The sequence below is a fragment of the Buttiauxella ferragutiae genome, assembly GCF_022637515.1.
Lineage (GTDB): Bacteria > Pseudomonadota > Gammaproteobacteria > Enterobacterales > Enterobacteriaceae > Buttiauxella > Buttiauxella ferragutiae.
In genome coordinates this window covers 4,184,454-4,205,320 of record NZ_CP093332.1, presented here as the reverse complement: position 1 = coordinate 4,205,320, position 20,867 = coordinate 4,184,454, and the positions used below count along the sequence as shown (strand labels likewise).

The 20,867-nt window shown below is 46.9% G+C and carries 20 protein-coding genes; 12 read left to right on the top strand and 8 right to left on the bottom strand.

The window, feature by feature from the left end:
• The first annotated feature begins 475 nt into the window (after window positions 1-475).
• Both MNO13_RS19380 and MNO13_RS19375 read left to right on the top strand, forming a co-directional pair.
• The gene (locus MNO13_RS19380; protein WP_064549276.1) at window positions 476-3,316 is read left to right on the top strand and encodes an autotransporter outer membrane beta-barrel domain-containing protein; all 2,841 of its coding nucleotides are present in this window, start codon (window positions 476-478) and stop codon (window positions 3,314-3,316) included.
• A gap of 146 nt (window positions 3,317-3,462) precedes the next feature.
• The gene (locus MNO13_RS19375; protein ID WP_064549274.1) at window positions 3,463-4,083 is read left to right on the top strand and encodes a helix-turn-helix domain-containing protein; all 621 of its coding nucleotides are present in this window, start codon (window positions 3,463-3,465) and stop codon (window positions 4,081-4,083) included.
• Between the two features lie 33 nt (window positions 4,084-4,116).
• On the opposite strand, the gene ampH is transcribed toward MNO13_RS19375, so the two are convergent.
• Window positions 4,117-5,220 (bottom strand): D-alanyl-D-alanine-carboxypeptidase/endopeptidase AmpH, encoded by a 1,104-nt coding sequence (gene ampH, locus MNO13_RS19370; RefSeq protein ID WP_232886216.1) that lies wholly within the window; start codon window positions 5,218-5,220, stop codon window positions 4,117-4,119.
• Between the two features lie 225 nt (window positions 5,221-5,445).
• Window positions 5,446-5,733 (bottom strand): hypothetical protein, encoded by a 288-nt coding sequence (locus tag MNO13_RS19365; RefSeq protein WP_064549271.1) that lies wholly within the window; start codon window positions 5,731-5,733, stop codon window positions 5,446-5,448.
• A 433-nt stretch (window positions 5,734-6,166) separates the two neighbouring features.
• Here MNO13_RS19365 and lpxP point away from each other — a divergent pair, with 433 nt between their 5' ends.
• The 3 genes from lpxP to sbmA all read left to right on the top strand — a co-directional run bounded on the left by lpxP (window position 6,167) and on the right by sbmA (window position 8,988).
• Complete coding sequence (lpxP, locus tag MNO13_RS19360; RefSeq protein WP_064549268.1) at window positions 6,167-7,093, top strand: kdo(2)-lipid IV(A) palmitoleoyltransferase; 927 nt, start codon at window positions 6,167-6,169, stop codon at window positions 7,091-7,093.
• 56 nt (window positions 7,094-7,149) lie between these two features.
• Window positions 7,150-7,671: an isochorismatase family protein gene (locus tag MNO13_RS19355; RefSeq protein WP_133522313.1), complete on the top strand. Its 522-nt coding sequence runs from the start codon at window positions 7,150-7,152 to the stop codon at window positions 7,669-7,671.
• 96 nt (window positions 7,672-7,767) lie between these two features.
• Window positions 7,768-8,988, top strand: coding sequence for a peptide antibiotic transporter SbmA (gene sbmA / locus MNO13_RS19350; RefSeq protein ID WP_133522314.1), 1,221 nt, complete (start codon window positions 7,768-7,770; stop codon window positions 8,986-8,988).
• Between the two features lie 36 nt (window positions 8,989-9,024).
• Here sbmA and MNO13_RS19345 read toward each other — a convergent pair whose 3' ends face one another.
• The 3 genes from MNO13_RS19345 to MNO13_RS19335 are packed head-to-tail and all read right to left on the bottom strand — an operon-like array spanning window position 9,025 to window position 12,225.
• Entirely contained in the window at window positions 9,025-10,560 is a 1,536-nt protein-coding gene (locus MNO13_RS19345; RefSeq protein ID WP_121814246.1) for a DHA2 family efflux MFS transporter permease subunit, read from the bottom strand.
• A gap of 10 nt (window positions 10,561-10,570) precedes the next feature.
• Window positions 10,571-11,749, bottom strand: a complete 1,179-nt coding sequence (locus MNO13_RS19340; RefSeq protein WP_133522315.1) for an HlyD/EmrA/EmrK family protein — start codon at window positions 11,747-11,749, stop codon at window positions 10,571-10,573.
• A gap of 20 nt (window positions 11,750-11,769) precedes the next feature.
• A complete protein-coding gene (locus MNO13_RS19335; RefSeq protein WP_133522316.1) occupies window positions 11,770-12,225 on the bottom strand; it encodes a MarR family transcriptional regulator in 456 nt (151 codons plus the stop codon).
• Between the two features lie 195 nt (window positions 12,226-12,420).
• On the opposite strand from MNO13_RS19335, the gene MNO13_RS19330 reads away from it, so the two are divergent.
• Window positions 12,421-13,530, top strand: coding sequence for a DUF1615 domain-containing protein (locus tag MNO13_RS19330; protein WP_232886181.1), 1,110 nt, complete (start codon window positions 12,421-12,423; stop codon window positions 13,528-13,530).
• 48 nt (window positions 13,531-13,578) lie between these two features.
• On the opposite strand, the gene MNO13_RS19325 is transcribed toward MNO13_RS19330, so the two are convergent.
• Window positions 13,579-13,902 (bottom strand): DUF2755 family protein, encoded by a 324-nt coding sequence (locus tag MNO13_RS19325; protein ID WP_064549248.1) that lies wholly within the window; start codon window positions 13,900-13,902, stop codon window positions 13,579-13,581.
• 273 nt (window positions 13,903-14,175) lie between these two features.
• Here MNO13_RS19325 and MNO13_RS19320 point away from each other — a divergent pair, with 273 nt between their 5' ends.
• Window positions 14,176-14,406 carry a DUF2754 family protein gene (locus MNO13_RS19320; RefSeq protein ID WP_064549245.1) on the top strand — a complete coding sequence of 77 codons (231 nt, stop codon included), beginning with the start codon at window positions 14,176-14,178 and terminating at the stop codon, window positions 14,404-14,406.
• Between the two features lie 3 nt (window positions 14,407-14,409).
• Here MNO13_RS19320 and ddlA read toward each other — a convergent pair whose 3' ends face one another.
• Window positions 14,410-15,510 (bottom strand): D-alanine--D-alanine ligase, encoded by a 1,101-nt coding sequence (gene ddlA, locus MNO13_RS19315; RefSeq protein ID WP_121814243.1) that lies wholly within the window; start codon window positions 15,508-15,510, stop codon window positions 14,410-14,412.
• A gap of 247 nt (window positions 15,511-15,757) precedes the next feature.
• Here ddlA and MNO13_RS19310 point away from each other — a divergent pair, with 247 nt between their 5' ends.
• The 4 genes from MNO13_RS19310 (at window position 15,758) to adrA (ending at window position 19,247) form a co-directional block, all read left to right on the top strand.
• Window positions 15,758-16,978 carry a multidrug efflux MFS transporter gene (locus tag MNO13_RS19310; RefSeq protein ID WP_064549239.1) on the top strand — a complete coding sequence of 407 codons (1,221 nt, stop codon included), beginning with the start codon at window positions 15,758-15,760 and terminating at the stop codon, window positions 16,976-16,978.
• 254 nt (window positions 16,979-17,232) lie between these two features.
• The gene (gene iraP, locus MNO13_RS19305; RefSeq protein ID WP_064549344.1) at window positions 17,233-17,493 is read left to right on the top strand and encodes an anti-adapter protein IraP; all 261 of its coding nucleotides are present in this window, start codon (window positions 17,233-17,235) and stop codon (window positions 17,491-17,493) included.
• A gap of 218 nt (window positions 17,494-17,711) precedes the next feature.
• Window positions 17,712-18,029, top strand: coding sequence for a PsiF family protein (locus MNO13_RS19300; protein ID WP_064549236.1), 318 nt, complete (start codon window positions 17,712-17,714; stop codon window positions 18,027-18,029).
• A 150-nt stretch (window positions 18,030-18,179) separates the two neighbouring features.
• Window positions 18,180-19,247 (top strand): diguanylate cyclase AdrA, encoded by a 1,068-nt coding sequence (adrA, locus tag MNO13_RS19295; RefSeq protein WP_064549233.1) that lies wholly within the window; start codon window positions 18,180-18,182, stop codon window positions 19,245-19,247.
• A 34-nt stretch (window positions 19,248-19,281) separates the two neighbouring features.
• Here adrA and proC read toward each other — a convergent pair whose 3' ends face one another.
• Window positions 19,282-20,091, bottom strand: coding sequence for a pyrroline-5-carboxylate reductase (gene proC / locus MNO13_RS19290; protein WP_064549230.1), 810 nt, complete (start codon window positions 20,089-20,091; stop codon window positions 19,282-19,284).
• Between the two features lie 147 nt (window positions 20,092-20,238).
• Here proC and MNO13_RS19285 point away from each other — a divergent pair, with 147 nt between their 5' ends.
• Window positions 20,239-20,700, top strand: a complete 462-nt coding sequence (locus tag MNO13_RS19285) for a YaiI/YqxD family protein (protein ID WP_121814242.1) — start codon at window positions 20,239-20,241, stop codon at window positions 20,698-20,700.
• Window positions 20,701-20,867 lie beyond the last annotated feature (167 nt).

The following is a 20,867-nucleotide window of genomic DNA, read 5'->3' as shown; positions in this document are numbered from 1 at the left end:
CGTCTTTCTGGAAACTATAAGGTTATACGTGTTACCTACCCTTCTTTATTTACTATTACCCTGAAGCCTCAAGTGATCTATTAAAACAATCCGCCTTAATAAGTTTTAATTAATTCCAATAAATTTAATGTTAATCGTTAATATGGCATTGTCTTATATGTTACCTCTGTTTTTATTTGTTTGTTGAATGATACTTTGTATTTAAGTGAGCTGTGAAATTTATGCGTTATTTATATGTGTTGTGCTTTTTTTAATGAATGTCATTGATGTTTAAAATGTTTCTCCATTTTGTATGAAATAACACTTTTTAGGTATAAATCTGTTTTCGTACTTACAGCAGAAATTAATTGAACGATTTGCTATTGGAACATAATAATCCTCTCACTAATAACGTTACATGTATTAGTGGTTACCGCTTACTGCATTGACTATTGATGGACCAACATAAGATCTAGTCCCTGAGGAGGGATGATAAATGCACTCTTGGAAAAAGAAACTCGTTGTATCACAACTAGCATTAGCCTGCACTTTGGCAATTGCTTCTCAGGCAAATGCTACTACTTATAACACTTTCGGTTATCACGATGACGCGACCACCGCTTTTAGCTGGAGCGATTGGGAAAATGCCGATAAGCTTAACTATATTACTTATGATGGTTATATCTATAACAATGCGGCAGATGGCGCTTATGATCAAACCTTCAATAACGATGTAGTAAACGGCGTTATCTCTACTTACTATCTGAATAATGATTACGCAGATGGTGATGCTAATACGCTGAACATTTCCAACTCAGTCATTCACGGTATGGTTACCTCTCAAAAAGTTTACGACCACGATGGTTATGGCTGGACGAACGGTACTGCTGTTGATTATAAGTGGGTTGATGGTGATGTATTCACTCTGAATATCGCTAATTCTACAATTGACGACGATTACGAATATTTCTATTTTACTGACAGTTATTTGAATGCTGATGCTATAGCAGCATCAGAACAGTATCGCACAGCTGATTATGCCTATTTGGGCGCAGCAGTAACGCTAGATGTTGAAAGCAATATCAACATTAGTGATAACTCTCGTGTTGCCGGTATTGCACTGTCTCAAGGGGACACCAGCAATACAGATTACGCCACAGAATATCGCACCTGGGACAACAACATCTCTGTTGTTAACTCTACAGTGACTTCAGGTGCTTACACCCCACTGGAAGGCGACGGTTTCTATGGTAACTCTGAGGAACCAAGTGACTATAACGGTGATGGTAGTGTAAACGACATCGCAATGTCTTTTGCTGATAGTTCAGCATCAAATTATGCGATGAAAAACAATGTAAGATTCGACCATTCTACCCTGATGGGCGATGTTGCGTTTGCCAGCACCTGGAATGCTAATTTCTATCCAAGTGGTCATGATTCTATCGATAATGGTGTTCTTGATACCAATGGCGGTTGGGCTGACGATAGTCTGAACGTTGACGAACTGAATATCACCCTGGATAACGGTAGTAAGTGGGTTGGTGCAGCTGTATTCAGCTATGACGCTATTGGCCCTGCAAGCATGTACGATGTTGCAGTCAACAGCCTTGAGCCAAACTCTACTTATGATCATTGGGGTAATGTTGTCGATGATCAGACTTTCCAGAGCGGTGTGTTCAACGTTGCACTGAACAACGGTTCAGAATGGGATACAGTCAATAATTCCAATATTGATACACTGGCCGTGAATAATGGTTCTCAGGTTAACGTAGCCCAAGATTCTTCTCTGCTGTCAGACTCAATTACTCTGACCAACGGTTCTACGATGAACCTGAGTTCTGGCGGTGAAGTGGGCACTGACCATCTGACTGTTGATAGTTACAGTAAAGTCGATCTGACTGATGAAACCACCTACCTGCGTGCTAACACTGTTACCGTTTCTAACGGTGGCGAATTTAGCATTGGTGCTGGTGATTTCGATGCCAACCTGTTTAGCACTGATAGAATGGAACTGACTAATGGTGGTGTATTCAACATCAATAGCAGCGACTATGTATTAGATGCTGACTTAGTGAATGGTCATACTAATACCTCGAATACTCAAGATGCGACTTATGGTTATGGCGTAATTGCTATGAACTCTGACGGACATCTGACCATTAATGGTAACGGTAATAGTAACAATGCTGATCAAGAATTCAGTGTAGATGATACCAACGATGGAACAGTAGCGGCTGCTGGTAACTACAAAGTGCGTATCAATAATTCAACGGGTGCAGGTTCTGTTGCTAACTATAAAGATAAAGAAATTATCTATGTTAACGATGTGAACAGCACTGCAACTTTCTCTGCTGCTAACAAAGCTGATTTGGGTGCTTACACCTATCACGCTGAGCAGTATGGTAATACTGTTGTGCTCAAGCAGGGTGAGCTGACTGACTACGCTAACATGGCGTTGAGCATTCCTTCTGCAAATACCAATATCTGGAACCTGGAGCAAGACGCGCTGGCAACCCGCCTGGCAAATGGCCGTCATTCTGAAGGTGATACTGGCGGTGCATGGGTCACTTACATCGGTGGCGGTTTCTCCGGTGACAATGGCGTGTTGAACTATGACCAGGATGTAAGTGGTATCATGGTTGGTCTGGATAAACAGATCGAAGGCAATAGTGCTAAGTGGACTGTCGGTGCAGCAGCAGGCTTTGCAAAAGGCGATATCAATGATAACAGCGGTAGCGTAGATCAAGACAGCCAGTCTGCTCGTATCTACTCTTCGGCTCGCTTCCAGAACAATATCTTCTTTGATTCAAGTCTGAGCTATAGCCATTACAGCAATGACCTGACTGCAACCATGAGCAATGGCGCAGCAGTAAGCGGCGATGCTTCATCCGATGCCTGGGGCTTTGGCTTGAAACTGGGTTACGACTGGCAGCTCAGCAAGGAAGGTTATCTGACCCCTTATGCTTCTATTTCTGGTCTGTTCCAGGATGGCGACAACTACCAACTTAGCAATGATATGAAAGTGGGTAGCCAGTCGTATGACAGCATGCGTTATGAGTTAGGTATGGACGCTGGGTATACCTTCGACTACGGTGATCAAGCTCTGACTCCTTACTTCAAGCTGGCGTACGTCTATGACGATTCTAACGGCAATAGTGCTGATGTGAATGGTGACAATATTGACAATGGGGTGGAAGGTTCTGCGGTACGCGTAGGACTTGGTACTCAGTTCAGCTTCACTAAAAACTTTGCAGCCTATGCTGACACTAACTACCTTGGTGGTGGTGATGTTGACCAAGATTGGTCGGCAAACGTGGGTGTTAAATACACTTGGTAAATAAATAATTATACGACTCACTGAATATAAGGTTTTTGCCTCCCCTTAGTATTCTCTTCAAAGTGAATCAAGTGATTATAAAGATGCCTGTCTCGAATAGAGACAGGCATTTTATTGAGCTATCATTAGATAAAAGAGTATCTATTATGATTACAAAACCATTAACCCCGCTCGAAGCTATTCGTAGCAGGTTGGTGGAGGTTGGCAATAAATTCACCTTGCCAGCAGACAGTGAATTAAGCATGTTTAATGAACATAATGAACCATTAATCTGGTTCTTTAGCGAAGGGAGTATTATTTTACACAGGGAAACAGACGAACTTTTGATGGAGCTCGTATCTGCTCCCACTCTGCTAGGTTTGGCAAATATATTCCAAACGACTCCAATTAAATATCGCTTGGTTACGCAAACTGATTGCCAAGGGTTCACCGTTCCCGCACATCTTGCATCTGAAATTATTGAAAAAAATAGATTGTGGCAACAGGCATGTCACTGGACAAGCTATGTTGTTCGTGGGCTTGAAAGGCGTGATTCTCGTTTTATTGGTACAACAACCTATTCTCAGATTCGGGTGACGTTGCTCATTATGGACTCATGGAGTTTTGATTTACGTGCGCGTATTGGGGTCATTAGTTTTATACAAAAAAGAACTAAAATATCACGCTCTGTAATTGCTGAAATATTGTCTGCGCTACGCAAAGGTAATTACATTGAGATGGATAAAGGTAAGCTGGTTTCTGTTGGTCGTCTGCCGACCAGTTATTGAGAAAGCAGGTCGAAACATCGACCTGCTTTTCTATCAGGACGCAGGGCCGGCTTGAGACGTGGAACCACTTAGTTCAGAAACTAAATCATTTACACCATCACTCATATTCACAAAACGAGTTAATGGTGAGCGTGTGATGACAACAAACACTCCCACATTGCTTTGCGGAACCATTGCCATATACGTGATAAATCCGCCACCGCCACCTGTTTTTTGCACAATGCCAGGACGACCATTCTTTGGTGCCATATACACCCAGCCCAGTCCCAAAGCATCGGCTTTTCCTGGAACATCCATACCAATAACTTTGGTGAGTTGTGTGCGTTGATAGATAAGCGTCTGCATTCTGTCAGCTTGAGTATTACGACGATGAAAATCAGAACTCAAAAACTGCTGCATCCAGCGCATCATGTCGTCAGGTGTCGAATAAACGCCGCCACTGCCAATCGCTGCGAGTGTATTATCGCAAGGACTGGCACCTTTTTCTGCCACCATCAGGCGCTTGCACTGGTCAGGTGAAGGAGTAAATGTTGTGTCCTTCATACCCAATGGGCGGGTGATTTGTTCTTCGAACAATTGAGGGTAAGGTTTGTTTGCAGCCCGGGCTAGCGCATCGGCGAGAAGATCAAATGCGAGATTTGAATAAGAGGCAATTGTACCTGGTGCGCTTTTTAAACTTGCATTGGCGAGCCAATTCCAGCGTTGATCACGCGTCGGCCAGGTAAACACAGTTCGATGCGCGGCACCGCCAGGTTGCTCACGAGGTAATGCGCTGGTGTGAGTCGCCAGATTCACCAGTGTAATGGGTTTGCCATTATAAGTAGGGACTCTGACTCCGCCAGGGGCATACTTGCTTAATGGATCATTGAGCTGAACCTTGCCCTGATCCAACATTTTTACCAGCATTTCACTGGTCATGAGTTTGGTTAGCGAAGCAATACGGATAACCGAGTCAAGTTGCGGGCGAACGTTATTACCTGGTCGTGTCTCACCAAAACTTTTGAAAGCGCGCTGGTTACCATCAATCACGACCATTGCCATTCCTGTAGCACCGCTGCCATAAAAAATATGATTGGCATAACGATCTGCTATTTCAGAAGCAAAAACAGGATCGGGAGAAGTTTGAGCAAAACTCATAATTGGCAGTGCAGCAATGACGAGTACTGCGAGACGTGGGAGACGAATTTTCAACGCGGATAACCCATAAACGAAGTGAAGCGATATTGATCGTATTTATACTACTCTATGGCGCTACGCAAACGCGGAAAATGAGGATTGTGATGAGAAAAAGCGTAACGCGGCATTTCAGGGGGATTATCGGTTAGTAAAGCACCACAGTTTGAGGCTGCGGTGCAATTTGCATTAATTTGTCTTTTGTACATCTTTCTGCGTTACTTCGTCAGTTGTCCCGCCTTTCTTAAGCATTTTATCGTCACTTTTATGCTCAGAACGCATCTCGTGTCCTGATTCGCAGCCTTTCTTGTTTTCATTTCCAGCGGCACGGCAGTCATCAATAATATGACCAGGGTTACTGAGTTGTTCCTTTTCTGCCTGCATTCCCGATGTGCTGGTGGCTGGGTTCTCGGCAAAGGCGCCGGCGCTTGCGAATAGAAGAGTGCTGGAAAGTAACGCTAAAGTTAGTTTTTTCATTGTGCCAGGTTCCTGAAGATTGTAGGGAAATCCCAATAAGTATTAGTCCAGAAATTGATTTTCGACAGCGGAAAAGACTAAAATTTATCCGTTAGAAATCACAATTTTAGCTTCGTGTTTTCACCGTCTATTGAGGTACTGGCAAATGCAACATTCTCTCCTGGTAAATCGTCGAAATATGTTTTGAATCGTCTATTTTTTAAACTAAAATGGGTGCGTAACTCCTAATCCTGACGCAATGAAGCGAAATACGTAAAAAAACTGACAACATCTATATATGGCTTGATCAGAAAATGCGTATTATCGGAGTCACTTTGATTTCACTGCTGCAACTATTACCGCCGAGTGGCGTCATAGTACGAGCACTATGCTGTACCGCTAATGAGTGACTTCTTTATGCGATACACACCCATTACGCATACAGAAGCTGATAATGTCTAGTAAACCGCGCTTTCGAACTGAACTCCTCCACCCTCGCTACTGGCTGACCTGGTTTGGTATGGCTATTTTGTGGTTGTGGGTGCAATTGCCTTACCCTGTGCTACTGAAAATGGGCGACTTCATTGGTCGCGCATCCATGCGTTTTCTCAAACGACGGGTTTCCATTGCTCGCCAGAACCTTAAATTATGTTTCCCGCATTACACCGATGAGCAGGTTGACGCCATCGTGGTACAGAATTTCTCGTCGCTAGGAATGGGTTTAATTGAAACCGGTATGGCCTGGTTCTGGCCGGATGCACGGGTACGCAAATGGTTCGAAGTGCGTGGGCTTGAACATATCACTGCTGCTTGTGATAAAGGGCAAGGTGTCATGGCTATCGGTGTGCATTTTATGTCGCTGGAATTGGGGGGCCGCGTGATGGGTCTCTGCCGTCCGATGATGGCGATGTACCGCCCACACAACAATAAAGCGATGGAATTTATTCAAACGCGCGGCCGTTCTCGCTCCAATAAAGCGATGCTGGATCGTCGTAATCTGAAAGGCATGGTGAAGGCTCTTAAAGCAGGCGAAGCTGTATGGTTCGCACCCGATCAGGATTATGGTCCGAAAGGCAGTTCATTTGCGCCATTTTTTGCTGTGCAAAAGGCTGCGACAACCAACGGAACTTACACCATTGCTCGTCTGGCAAAACCTGCGATTCTGACCATCGTGCTAATCCGTAAGCAAGATGGAACAGGTTATCAACTGGTTATTGAGCCCGAGTTTGAAGATTATCCATTAGATGACGAACAGGCCGCAGCGGAGTACGTGAACCGGAAGATCGAACGCGAAATCATGCGTGCGCCAGAGCAATACTTATGGCTGCATCGTCGATTCAAAACACGTCCAGAGGGTGAGCCTAAACTTTATACAGTTTAAAGCCAAAACAGGTATGTGGTACGCTCCGCAATTCCTCGTTTGATGAGAGCTAAATCATGCCTGCCCAACGTGTACTGATGGTTATTGATATGCAGAATGGGGTCTTTGAAGCCCCTCGTATTAACCGGGACATCTGCACGACACGTATTAACCAACTGATTAACACCGCTGATAAAGTCATTTTCATCCAACATACTGAACAGGGGTTGGAGCAGGGGACTGCGGCGTTTGATCTTTTAGCCGAGTTAATACAACCCATTGATGCGCTTTATGTTACCAAAACAGCGTGCGATGCGTTTTACCGTACTGAGCTTGATGAAGTCCTCAATCGCCACCAAATAAAAGAATTTGTGGTATGCGGTTGTGCAACGGATTATTGCGTGGACGCTACTATTAAAAACGGAGCCAGTCGCGGTTATGCCATGACTGTCGCTGCAGACGCGCATACAACAGCAAATCGTCCGGCTGCGCTTGCCGAAGTGTTGATCGAGCATTACAACGATGTCTGGCGTAACTTTACGATTCCGGGAAACACGCTGCGGGTAAAATCTACCGCGGAGATTCTCGAACAGTGGTAAAGCAGTAAACCTGACATCTCTTGATACAACATTCAGTGAGCCTTATTGAGTCGTGATGGTCATAACAATAAGAGTTTGTTTTCAGGAGTGTTGTAGATGTTTAAATCGTTTTTCCCAAGCCCAAGAGCTTTTTTCTTGTCGGCGGCTATTTGGGGTCTGCTTGCCGTCATTTTCTGGCAAGTAGGCGGGGGACACTGGCTTGAGCAACTGTTTGGTGCGAGCGATAAAATCCCTGTTAATGTCACCCGTTTTTGGACATCGAAGGCGTTAGTCTTTTATGCCTATTACGCCGTGTGCGTAGGACTGTTCGCCGGGTTCTGGTTTATTTATCGTCCACATCGCTGGCAGTACTGGTCAATTCTTGGTTCGGCGCTGATCGTCTTTGTCACCTGGTTCCTGGTGGAAGTCGGAGTGGCTATTAACGCCTGGTATGCCCCTTTCTACGATCTGATTCAGAAAGCGTTGAGTAGCCCGCCGAACACTGTCCCTATTGGTCAATTTTACAGCGAGACGGGTGTGTTCCTCGCAATCGCCCTGATTGCGGTTACGGTATCCGTACTGAATACATTCTTCATCAGCCACTATGTCTTCCGCTGGCGTACCGCGATGAACGAATACTACATGGAACACTGGCAGATGCTGCGCCATATTGAAGGGGCCGCTCAGCGTGTGCAAGAAGATACGATGCGTTTTGCCGCGACGCTTGAGGATATGGGCGTCAGTCTGTTGCAATCCATCATGACGTTGATTGCTTTTCTACCTGTATTGGTTGCCCTTTCCCCACACGTTAAAGAACTGCCAATAGTCGGGCAAATCCCTTATGGCCTTGTCTATGCGGCTATAGCCTGGTCGATTATGGGAACGGGGCTGCTGGCCGCGGTCGGGATTAAGCTGCCGGGCTTACAGTTTAATAATCAAAAAGTAGAAGCGGCTTATCGTAAAGAGCTGGTTTACGGTGAAGATGATGCATCACGCGCTACACCACCGACGGTGAAAGAGTTGTTCGCCGGCGTACGGCATAACTATTTTCGTCTCTATTTCCACTATACCTATTTCAACATCGTGCGAATTCTCTATTTGCAGCTAGATGGCGTATTTGGTGTATTTCTGCTGTTCCCGTCAATCGCTGCCGGAGCGATCACTTTTGGCCTTATGACGCAGATAACTAACGCATTCGGTCAGGTTCGCGGCTCATTCCAGTATTTGATTAGCTCGTGGACCACACTCGTTGAACTGATGTCTATCTACAAACGTCTGCGCAGTTTTGAGCGCACGTTGCAGGATATTCCAGTGGAAGCGGCAGGTGAGTCAGTCTAAGAATAAAAGTCTGGCGGGGAAACCCGCCAGATTCTATTAATGCCCCGCAGCCGGAGCGCCAGGTGCGCCAGAGCGGATAAACGGCGGTCGCGCGAACCAGATAATCACAATCAGCCCCATAAATCCCCAGCCCAAAATCCAGAAGTAGTCGATGGTCGACATCATGTAGGCCTGTTGTTCGATAGTTTTATCAACCCACGCCAGATGCTGTTGCGTCGCGCCACCCATTTTATCCAGATAATCCACCGCAGACGGGTTATAAATCGACACGCTTTCGGTCAGATTGGCATGATGGAAAACTTCACGACGTGACCAAATCCAGGTTGTCAGTGACGAAGCGAATGAACCACCCAATACGCGGAAGAACGTGGCTAAGCCAGAACCTTCCGCCACTTCAGCGCCATGAAGATTCGACAACACAATCGTTGTTAACGGCATAAAGAAGAATGCCACGCCGATACCCATAAACATCTGCACCTCAGCAATAGTGCGGAAATCTACGTTGGTATTGAACTGCGCACGGAACAAGCAGGACGCGCCCATAATCAGGAACGACATTGACGCCAGAATTCGTAAATCCACTTTGCTGGCATAACGGCCAACAATCGGCGTCAGTAACAGTGGCAAGAAACCCATCGGTGCCGCGGCAAGTCCGGCCCAGATTGCGGTGTAGCCCATCTGTGTTTGCAGCCACTGCGGCAGGATAATGTTGATAGCGAAGAAAGCCGCATATCCCAGCATTAATGCCGTGGTACCAATCGCAAAGTTGCGTTCTTTAAACAGACGCAAATTCACAATGGGGTGGCGCTCGCCCAACTCCCAAATGACAAAAGCCACCAGACCAATCGCCGAAATCACCGACATGATGATAATTTCTGGTGAGGCAAACCAATCAAGATCGTTGCCCTTATCCAGCACTACTTGTAACAGCCCTACACCGATTACCAGCAATCCGATGCCGATATAGTCAATCGGTGATGTAGTGGTAGTCTCTTCGCGCCCACGCATCTGTGTCCAAACGACAATCGAGGCAAAAATGCCGATTGGTACGTTGATGTAAAAAATCCATGGCCAGGAGTAGTTATCAGTAATCCAGCCTCCGGTAATTGGCCCAACGATGGGAGCAACCACTGTCACCATCGACAGAAGTGCCAGTGCCATTCCGCGTTTCATCGGCGGGAAGATAACCAACAACAGTGTCTGGCACATCGGGAACATGGGGCCGGCGAAAAAACCCTGCATGGCGCGGAAGATTATCAGTTCGGTCATACTGTGGGCAAAACCGCACAGGAATGAGGTGAGGGTAAACATCACCACCGATCCGATAAAAAGTTTCAGTTGACCAAAGCGTCGGGTAAACCAACCGGTGAGCGGCAAAGCAATAGCGTTACACACTGCAAACGAAGTGATAACCCACGTGCCTTGATCTGCACTAACACCCAGATTGCCGGCAATCGTCGGCAATGCGACGTTTGCAATGGTTGAGTCCAGCACCTGCATGAAAGTTGCCAGCGACAGTGCGAGCGTCGCGAGCAGCAGACTGGGTGGCGTATACGCCGCCTTATCTTGCATAACTTCTCTCTTAATGGGCGCTTGACGCTACCGCATTGCTGTTGTCATGAAGGATTTTCGTCACCAGTTTGTCTGCCGCTTCCAGTGAGTCTTGATAGACATCAGTGGTAAAGCGAGGGGCGCTGACAGTTTTTTGTGGCAGCAGGTGACCCTCTTCATTGCGAATATCCACACGTGCATTCATCGACAACCCAACGCGCAGCGGGTGCTTGCGCATATCATGTGCATCGAGCGTGATACGTACTGGCAGACGCTGAACGATTTTGATCCAGTTACCGCTGGCATTCTGCGCTGGCAACAACGAAAACGCGCTGCCAGTGCCAATCCCAAGGCTTTCAATCGTTCCGTGGTATTCAACATCATCACCGTACAGATCGGCGTTAAGCGTCACTTTCTGGCCCAGACGCATGGTTTTCATCTGGCTTTCTTTGAAGTTAGCATCCACCCACACTTCATTGAGCGGCACGATGGCCAGCAAAGTGGTGCCAGAAGTGACCTGCATCCCCAATTGCACGGCGCGTTTGGCGACATAGCCACTTACCGGAGCCACAATAGTGGTACGCGAGTTATCCAGATAACGCTGACGAAGTGTTGCAACAGCCGTTTTGATTTCCGGATGGCTTTCGATAACGGTGTCATCCACCATCGCCAGGTTGGTACGCAATGCTTGTTGTGCAGCAGCCAAATCGCTTTGTGCGCTGGTGACGGCATCGCGATAATGCGCGAGGTCTTCTGCGGCAATCGCACCAGTCGAGAATATTTTCTCGCGGCGCGCATAGTCATTTTGAGCCGTTTGCAGGGCGACCTGTTTAGCGGCGACTTGCGCACGGTAATTATCCGCTGTGCTGTATAAACCGCGCACCTGGCGAACGGTGTTTGCCAGGCTGGCTTCTGCTTGTTGTAGTGCAATCTGAGTATCGCTTGGGTCAAGTAATACCAGCGGTTGGCCTTTCTCGACGAAATCCCCTTCGTCTGCGGTGACCTGAGTCACTGTGCCGTTAATTTGCGGGGTTAGCGCGACCTGATTGCCATTCACGTAGGCATCATCTGTTGACTCATAAAAACGAGCATACAAGAAATACCATGTGAGACAGCCGGCGGCGGCCAGCACAAGAATCAGGATAAAAATAATAAAATTACGTTTGCGCTTACTGGATTGCTGAACGTGTTCTTCTGGAGTGGTTTCCATCTTTTGGCCTTTAAACGGTGTTAGCGATGTGGCGCGGTGATGTCATCCGGCAGCATTTTGGTAATTAATGCCACCAGTTGTTGAGATTCATCCTGCGTCAGGCGTGCGGTGAGAGAGGCAATAATTGAAGCGAGCGCTTCATTCTGAAAACGATCGCAAATCAACTGGCCCTTGTCTGTCAGAGCCAGAATCACCTGGCGCTTATCTTGTGGATTCGGATGGCGAACAATCAGTTCGCGCTTGACCATGCGGCCAACCATACGGCTCATCGCGCCAGCATCCATCACCAGGTTTTTGCTGATGACAACAGGGCTGGTCACGCCTTTATAAATATTAATCAGTACCTTAAATTGCGCTGCGGTGATATCCGCACCAGAGAAATATTGGCTGATCAACTGATCTTTAAACTGGTTCGCGAGGTGGATAAGCAAACCGAGATGAAGCTTGTTATTGATAATACCCGGATTGTTCGTCATGATAGTTGCCTGGTCAGTAATTACATTTGAAATTACTGACCAGGCAATTAACTGTCAAGTTTGTGTCAAGATAAGCGCACTTTTTGTCAGCGCGCCGAATGCTCCCTGGCATTTATCAGTCAATCTCTGATAAACGCCAGATTGCAGAACTGTTATTGTTTATCCAGCCTTACAAAACAATTACAACGGAACGTTATGACTATAGTGACTTTAAGCAGGCAACAAGGACTTTTTGCACTCAGCCTCGGCGCCATTTTGGTGCTGGCGGGTTGTACCACTAAAACCACGCCTTCTGTTTCAGAAACCGCAAAGCCGGTTGATGTCGAAACGGTGGTAAAGCAGAAAATCCCTGCTAGCGTAAAAGACCGTAACAACTGGGCGAAAGATTTAGCGAGCACTTTTAAGAGCCAGGATATTGCGCCAAGCGAGGAAAATATCTGCTCGGTTTTGGCGGTAGCGCAGCAAGAATCCAATCTGGTTGCCGACCCGACCGTGCCAAATCTGAATAAAATTGCCTGGAAGGAAATCGACCGTCGCGCCGAGAAAATGCATATTCCAGTGTTCCTGGTTCACACCGCGCTGTTAATCAAATCGCCGAATGGCAAGAGCTACAGTGAACGTCTGGATAACGTGAAAACGGAAGGGCAGTTGAGCGCTATTTTTGATGATTTCATCGATATGGTGCCGATGGGGCAGAAATTATTCGGCAATCTGAACCCGGTTCATACCGGCGGCCCAATGCAGGTGAGTATCGCTTTTGCTGAACAGCGCACCAACGGCTATCCATGGAAAATGGATGGCACCGTGCGGCAGGAAGTGTTCACGCGTCGTGGTGGCTTGTGGTTTGGCACTTATCATTTACTGAATTACCCAGCGAATTACACCCAGCCACTTTACCGTTTTGCGGATTTCAACGCCGGATGGTACGCCAGTCGCAACGCCGCATTCCAGAGCGCCGTCAGCAAGGCCAGCGGTGTAAAACTGGCGCTGGATGGCGACTTAATTTTGTATAACACCGATAAAGCAGGCAACACCGAACTGGCTGTCAGGAAGCTGGCGAAAACACTTGATATGAGTGAAAGCCAGATTCACCGTGCACTGCAAAAAGGCGACAGCATCGACTTTGAGAAAACTGATTTATATCAGCAGGTTTATGCGATAGCGGAGAAGAAAACCGGTAAGAAGTTGCCACGAGAAATGTTGCCAGGCATTACGCTCGAAAGTCCAAAAATCACCCGTAATTTGACGACAGCCTGGTTTGCTAAGCGAGTGGATGAGCGGCGTGCTGCGTGTATGAAATTGTAAGTCGGAATTCGCAGGCGGATAAACAAAATGTTATCCGCCAAAACAGGTTTAAAAATAATGGCGTTGATGGAATTTCAGCGCCAGGCAAATGACTCCGACTAATGCACAGCCTGCAAGAAAGGGGACCAGACCAAAAACAGTGCTAACTGCAAAACCCATTTCAATGCGCGGGCGCGAGGCATCATTACCCTGGGCGAGATGTTCAAGTACGCCAGGGGCGTGAACCATCAAACTCAGGATTTGCGCCCCCACCCAGAAGCAGAACAAAATGAATGCGGCATAAGCCAGATTACTCCGGGTAGATCTCTCTGTTTTCGTTGTTGAAACAAGGCCTACCGGAACAACCTGTTTCGACAAACTTATATCAGTCATCACGACCTCCCATGCAACAGTAAAACGATTCAGGCATCGGCCTGATAAATCAATTGCGCTGAGTTTGGCAGGTCATATTGTTTGTCAATATCAGATTGTTGGTAATTTAGGGGGCGGAATAGTCCTGGTTTGCGATTATATGTCTGAGATCACATATTCGTAACTTAGGTGAAATTTTCGTAACATTATGCTGTTTAGCCCGCATCAACGTGCGGTTTATCGCCGCAGGCTATGCCACAATAAGTCCTCTTTTTTGTCCTGACGGGTTGCACCATGTCTGCGAAAACATTGTCTTTAAAAATGCGCCGTGACTGGCACTATTACGCCGTAGCGATTGGCATGATCTTTATTTTGAATGGTGTGATTGGCTTGCTGGGATTTAAAACCGAAGGCTGGCAGAACTATGCAGTCGGGTTGGTGACGTGGGTAATTTGCTTCTGGTTGGCTGGGTTAATCATTCGCCGCCGTCCAGAACCAGAAGAACCGGCGGCAGCGAAAGAGTAGAACTTAAGCTGTAATCGAACTTTTCAGAGCGCTATCTTGCTGGTGGCGCTCAAGAGCCAACTCAATCAAACGCGTAATCAACGTTTGGTAATCTAAGCCGCTTGCTTGCCAGAGTTTTGGATACATGCTGATGTTGGTAAAGCCAGGCAGCGTGTTGATCTCATTGATAATAACTTCATTATCAGCGGTCAGGAACACATCCACCCGCGCCATCCCACTGCATTCCAACGTCTGATAAGCACGTACCGCAATTTCACGGATTTTATCGTTGATATCAGCCTCGATCGCCGCAGGTACCACAACTTGCGCGCCTTTATCATCAATATATTTGGTGTCGTAAGAGTAGAAATCGCTGTTAACAACCACTTCACCGCAAGTGCTGGCTCGTGGTTCATCGTTACCCAACACCGCACATTCAATCTCGCGGCCTTTAATACCAGTTTCCACCACGACTTTACTATCAAATTCGAAAGCTAATGCCACTGCCGTTTCGTACTGCTCAGCGGAGCTGACTTTACTGACACCGACGGATGAACCCTGATTAGCAGGTTTAATAAACAGCGGCAGGCCGAGTTTAGCCTGGATTTCGGCAAAGCTAGTTTTGTTACGGTTCGCTCGGGTCAGTGTGATAAACGGAGCGATGTTCAGCCCGGCATCTCGCAGCAGACGTTTCGTCACGTCTTTATCCATGCTTACGGCGGAACCCAACACACCAGAACCGACAAACGGTAAGTTAGCCATGCGCAGCATCCCTTGCAGGGAGCCATCTTCGCCCAGCGTTCCATGAACGATTGGGAAAATCACATCCACCGGGGCTAAAAACTGCGCAGAGGAGGATTCAATCAGTTGGTTCTGGGTTTGACCAGGCACCACGGCGACATTTGTTCCGGAGCGATTCAGGGCGATCAATGCCGGATTTTCTGCGTTTAACAGATAGTTCGACGCATCATTGACATGCCACTGGCCTTGTTTATCAATTCCCAGCAACACCACTTCAAACTTTGATTTATCAATGGCGTCGACAATATTTTTCGCTGACTGCAGCGACACTTCGTGTTCTGCTGACTTGCCACCAAACACGATACCCACCCGCAGTTTTGCCATGCCTAAACCCATCCTTAAACTGTGCAAAGGCGGACAACATACCACGCTCATTGCGAGGATTCATGTGCTTCCTGCAGCTTAAAACAACGCAATTTCTATAATGATTATTACGTAATCAATATTGCATGTTATTAGGGCTTGGCAGTGAAAATACCGGGCAACAACTCGGCTCGATAAAATCAATTTGTATGATAAAGTTCACATTCTTCGCTATTCTTTTTTATCTCACTTATAAAATGTGCACGGTATGGAATCCTGGAAGGTCAATATTATCTCGGTATGGTTCGGGTGTTTTTTTACCGGATTAGCCATTAGCCAAATTCTGCCGTTTTTGCCGCTGTATGTTGAACAACTCGGCGTAACGTCCCATCAAGCATTGTCTATGTGGTCAGGGCTGACCTTCAGCGTGACGTTTCTGGTTTCCGCTATTGTATCGCCAATGTGGGGTAGTCTTGCCGATCGCAAGGGGCGGAAATTAATGCTGCTGCGGGCATCACTGGGGATGGCTGTCGCCATTTTATTACAGGCGTTTGCCACCAACGTCTGGCAACTTTTTATTCTACGCGCCATCATGGGGCTCACCTCTGGCTATATCCCCAATGCGATGGCGTTAGTGGCCTCTCAAGTCCCTCGGGAACGTAGCGGCTGGGCATTAAGTACTCTTTCAACCGCGCAAATTAGTGGGGTTATTGTTGGCCCATTATTGGGTGGATATATGGCCGATACCCTTGGTTTAAGAATGGTCTTTTATGTCACCGCGGCGTTGTTAATGGTCAGTTTTTTAGTGACATTATTCCTGATTAAAGAAGGTGCACGACCTGTAATAAGTAAATCCGACCGTTTGTCAGGCAAAGCCGTGTTTGCTTCACTTCCTTATCCTAAATTAATGATGAGTTTGTTTGTCACCACCATGGTCATTCAGCTTTGTAATGGTTCGGTGGGACCAATACTCACTCTGTTTATCAAACAGCTTTCTCCTGAAAGTAACAATATCGCTTTTATCAGTGGTTTTATTGCGGCAGTTCCCGGTATCTCGGCTCTTATTTCGGCCCCACGATTAGGTAAGTTGGGTGACAGAATTGGCACTGCCCGTGTATTAATGGCAACGTTGATTATTTCAGTCCTATTATTTTTTGCTATGTCATGGGTGACCTCGCCTATGCAATTAGCCGTATTACGTTTTTTACTGGGATTTGCCGATGGCGCGATGCTACCAGCGGTTCAAACGTTGTTAGTGAAGTATTGCAGTGACCAGGTGACCGGGCGGATTTTTGGATATAACCAGTCGTTTATGTATCTGGGGAATGTGATTGGCCCCTTAATTGGTGCGGGTGTATCTGCCATGGCGGGGTATCGCTGGGTATTTATTGCTACGGCGTTGGTGGTGTTACTTAATGTATGGCAGTTGGCCGTGATGTTAAGGCGTAAAAGGCAGCAAGATGCCATGCGAAATCAGATGCTGCCTTAATCTTTAAAGTTTCTGCAAGGTATTACCCCTTTTAAAAGGGACAAAAACCAAGCAAAATTACATCAACCACAAACTATGTTGTTAATTTTAGATCTGAAATAACTGCATGATGATATTTTTAAGTTGTCATCTATAAGATGTTTTTGCGCTCCAACACAAATTTGTTAATCCATGTAAAAATAGTCGCTACTCCCTCTAGGCAACATGAAAACAGAATGATAACGTCAGGTTTCAAATCCTTTGGGATAATTATGATGAGAAACCTCATTTCTGAGTTACTGACCAGACTCGCCGAAAAAGAAGAAGAGTCAAAAGAGTTTGTTGCACAGATAGAAGCCCTTGAAATAGTCGTTACTGCCATTCTCCACCGCATGGGGCACCAGGATCAGCAGGCAATAACATCTAGCATTGAAGACTCTTTAGCCAATGTCAAACCCAGTGATACAGTCACATCTTATGACACTGATCTATTGAAGAAATATTTAATCCGACTTCTGAATCGCCCATCAGTTTGAATTTCGGTATTACTCTTTTTTCTGTCTGGTTTTTTATTATTAATACCCTTAATAGTTAATAAGGGTAATTAAGTTGTACTCATCGTTTTTATTTCTCCATTATTCCTCATAGCAGAGTTTCGATAACGGACGAAGCGGCAGAATACCTGCGTCCGGCAGTTCGCCTTTTCGCACTCTACAGACCAAAATTAAAGCATCACATTAAAAAGGGTGGTGCTATGAAAACGGTATTAATGTTCGCTTTATTGGCAGGTATTGTTGGTTCTGCGGGGGCGGCAGACAAAGCGCTGACGCCGCAGCAACAGCGTATGACGACGTGTAATCAAAAAGCCACCGCACAAATCTTAAAAGGGGATGAACGCAAAACCTACATGAGCAACTGCTTAAAAAATAGCGAGTCGCCCCCCGCAGATAAAAGCCTGACCCCGCAACAACAGAAGATGAAAGAGTGTAATGCGCAAGCGGGGCGACAAACCTTATCCGGTGATGTGCGAAAAACCTTCATGGATAATTGCCTGAAAAAACAGCCTAAATAAGCTAAATGGGTGAGACGCTCCGCTGGCTCACCCTAAAAATCATACTTTCCCCCAAAGCATGCTTTCTATAATTACGGCAAATGTTTCAGAATATTCCTAAATATCATGATTAATGATCACAATTCTGGTAGATGGATTCCTGGGGGGCTTATGGACGGTTCAACATACCTCGATGAGGATCGACATCGTTCGGGAAGGCGGTTTGCCCGCCGCCTTTACATACCGAGAACTATTGGGTTAGGGACCGGTTTTTTCTGTGTCGCCTCGGTATTGGTGATGCAGCCAGTATCGGGGTGGTGGTGGTTGTTACTTATCGCCTATGGCTATATCTGGCCGCACTTAGCATGGCAAATGGCCGATCGCGCACCTGACCCAGCCCGGGCAGAAACCCGTAATTTAATGATTGATTCGTTAATGGGCGGCGTATGGATTGGGGTGATGGGAATGAATGCACTCCCATCAGCATTAATCCTCGCGATGATATGCATGAACAATGTCGGTTGCGGTGGATTGAAACTGTTTTTCAACGGCTTGGGCTTTATAGTGCTGAGTTGCCTGTTGACGCTAGGTATGTTCCTAATACCCCTTAATCTAGAAACCATGCCATCTCAGGTCTGGATTTGCTTGCCGTTTTTGTTGATTTACCCTACTTACTTTGGACTGGTCAGTTACCGAACCGCGCTAAAACTTTCCGAGCATAAACGGCGCTTAATGCACATGAGCACTCGTGATGGCATGACCGGCGTATATAACCGTCGTCACTGGGAACATCTGCTGCACGGTGAATATGACAACTGCCAGCGCTATCATCGCAGTGCCACCTTGATTTTGATTGATATTGACCACTTTAAATCAATTAATGATTCATGCGGCCATGATGTAGGTGATGAGGCGATTCTGGCCATTACAGAGCATTTGCAGCTCACTTTGCGCATTACAGATGTTGTCGGACGCTTCGGCGGTGACGAATTTGGCGTGATTATGTCAGGCACGGCGCAAGATAGCGCGATACAGGCCATGGCTCGTGTACGTGACTATCTTGATGAGTTTCGTTTACCGCATGCACCGCATATCTCACTGCGTATCAGTGTCGGTGTGGCAGAGTTTGATCACAGCATGGTGAGCTATCGCGAATGGTTGAAAGCGGCAGATGTTGCGTTGTATAAAGCTAAAAACCTGGGGCGCAGCCGTACTGAAGTGGCCGATATTGCAGCTTAAAACCCCCTCCCGGAAACAGGAGAGGGTAACAAAATTATGATTTGCCCAAGTGTTCTGATTTCGCCATACATTTCACCATGGCTTCCATCACTGCAGCTCTGAACCCTTTTTCTTCCAGAACCTTCACGGCTTCAATAGTGGTGCCGCCTGGCGAGCACACCATATCCTTTAACTCACCAGGATGTTTACCCGTTTCCAGTACCATTTTGGCTGAGCCCATGACGGCCTGCGCAGCAAATTGATAGGCCTGTTTGCGCGGCATCCCCCCTAACACAGCGGCATCAGCCATGGCTTCGATAAACATAAACACATACGCTGGTGCAGAGCCGCTAACCCCCACAACCGGATGGATCATGGTTTCAGACACCACTTCGGCAAGCCCGAAGCTGCGGAAAATGTTAACCGCATCGGCAATATCTTCGGGAGTAGCCAGCGCGTTTGGCGTGATGGACGTCATACCCGCATTCACTAACGCTGGGGTATTGGGCATGGCGCGAATAATTTTGCGATCGTGGCCCAGTGCTTTAGCCAGAGAATCCAGCGTTACGCCCGCAGCAATGGAAATCACCACCGAGTCTTTATTCAGGCTGGAATTGACTTCACTCAGCACTTTTAGCATGACATTTGGTTTCACGGCACCGAAAACAATATCTGCAATTTGTGCCACTTCTTGCGCACTTTCTGCCGCATTAATACCATATTGATCGTGCAACTCTTGCACTTTATCGGGTGAAGGTGTGTAGACCCAGATATTACCAGGAAGCACCTGTCCACTGGCTATCAGACCACCAAGGATGGCTTTCCCCATGTTGCCGCAACCAATAAAACCAATCTTCTTATCCATAGTCTCACTCCATCTTCTGAGTTGTACGATGAGCATAGCTTAACGTGATTTCCGCCGCTTCGGCTAACCGTAAGCAAAGATAAAGTTTGCGATTCTGCAAAAGCACGGCAAGATCGCCACCATAAACCCCGACCCACAGGAATCGTCATGCAAATCTGGGTGGATGCTGATGCGTGTCCAAAAGTGATTAAAGAAGTACTGTTTCGTGCAGCGGAACGCGCACAAATGATGGTAACTCTGGTTGCCAACCAGGGGCTAAAAGTTCCACCATCGCGCTATATCCGCAGCCTGCAAGTGGCAAGCGGGTTTGATGTTGCTGATAACGAAATTGTGCGCCGCTGCGAAAAGGGCGACTTAGTCGTCACCGCAGATATTCCTCTGGCCGCTGACGTGCTGGAAAAAGGTGCGATTGCACTGAACCCTCGTGGAGAGCTGTACACGCCAGCGACTATCCGGGAACGCCTGACGATGCGCGATTTTATGGATACTTTACGAGCCAGTGGTGTACAAACTGGCGGGCCAGACAGCCTCAACCAGCGTGACCGCCAGCTATTTGCCAACGAACTGGAAAAGTGGCTGCTGGTTGCCAGCCGTTCAAAAGGCGCCTAAAACCGATGTAATTCTATTCCGCGTACTAGCTTGCTGATATGATGATTCGCGTAACGAAAAACGTTATAGATTCAGATTGCTGACAAAGGGTGATAAATGTGTTTTGTAGGGTGGCTAAGCGTTAGCGTCATCCACCATTTACGCCAGTTGTGTCGGATGACGCTGCG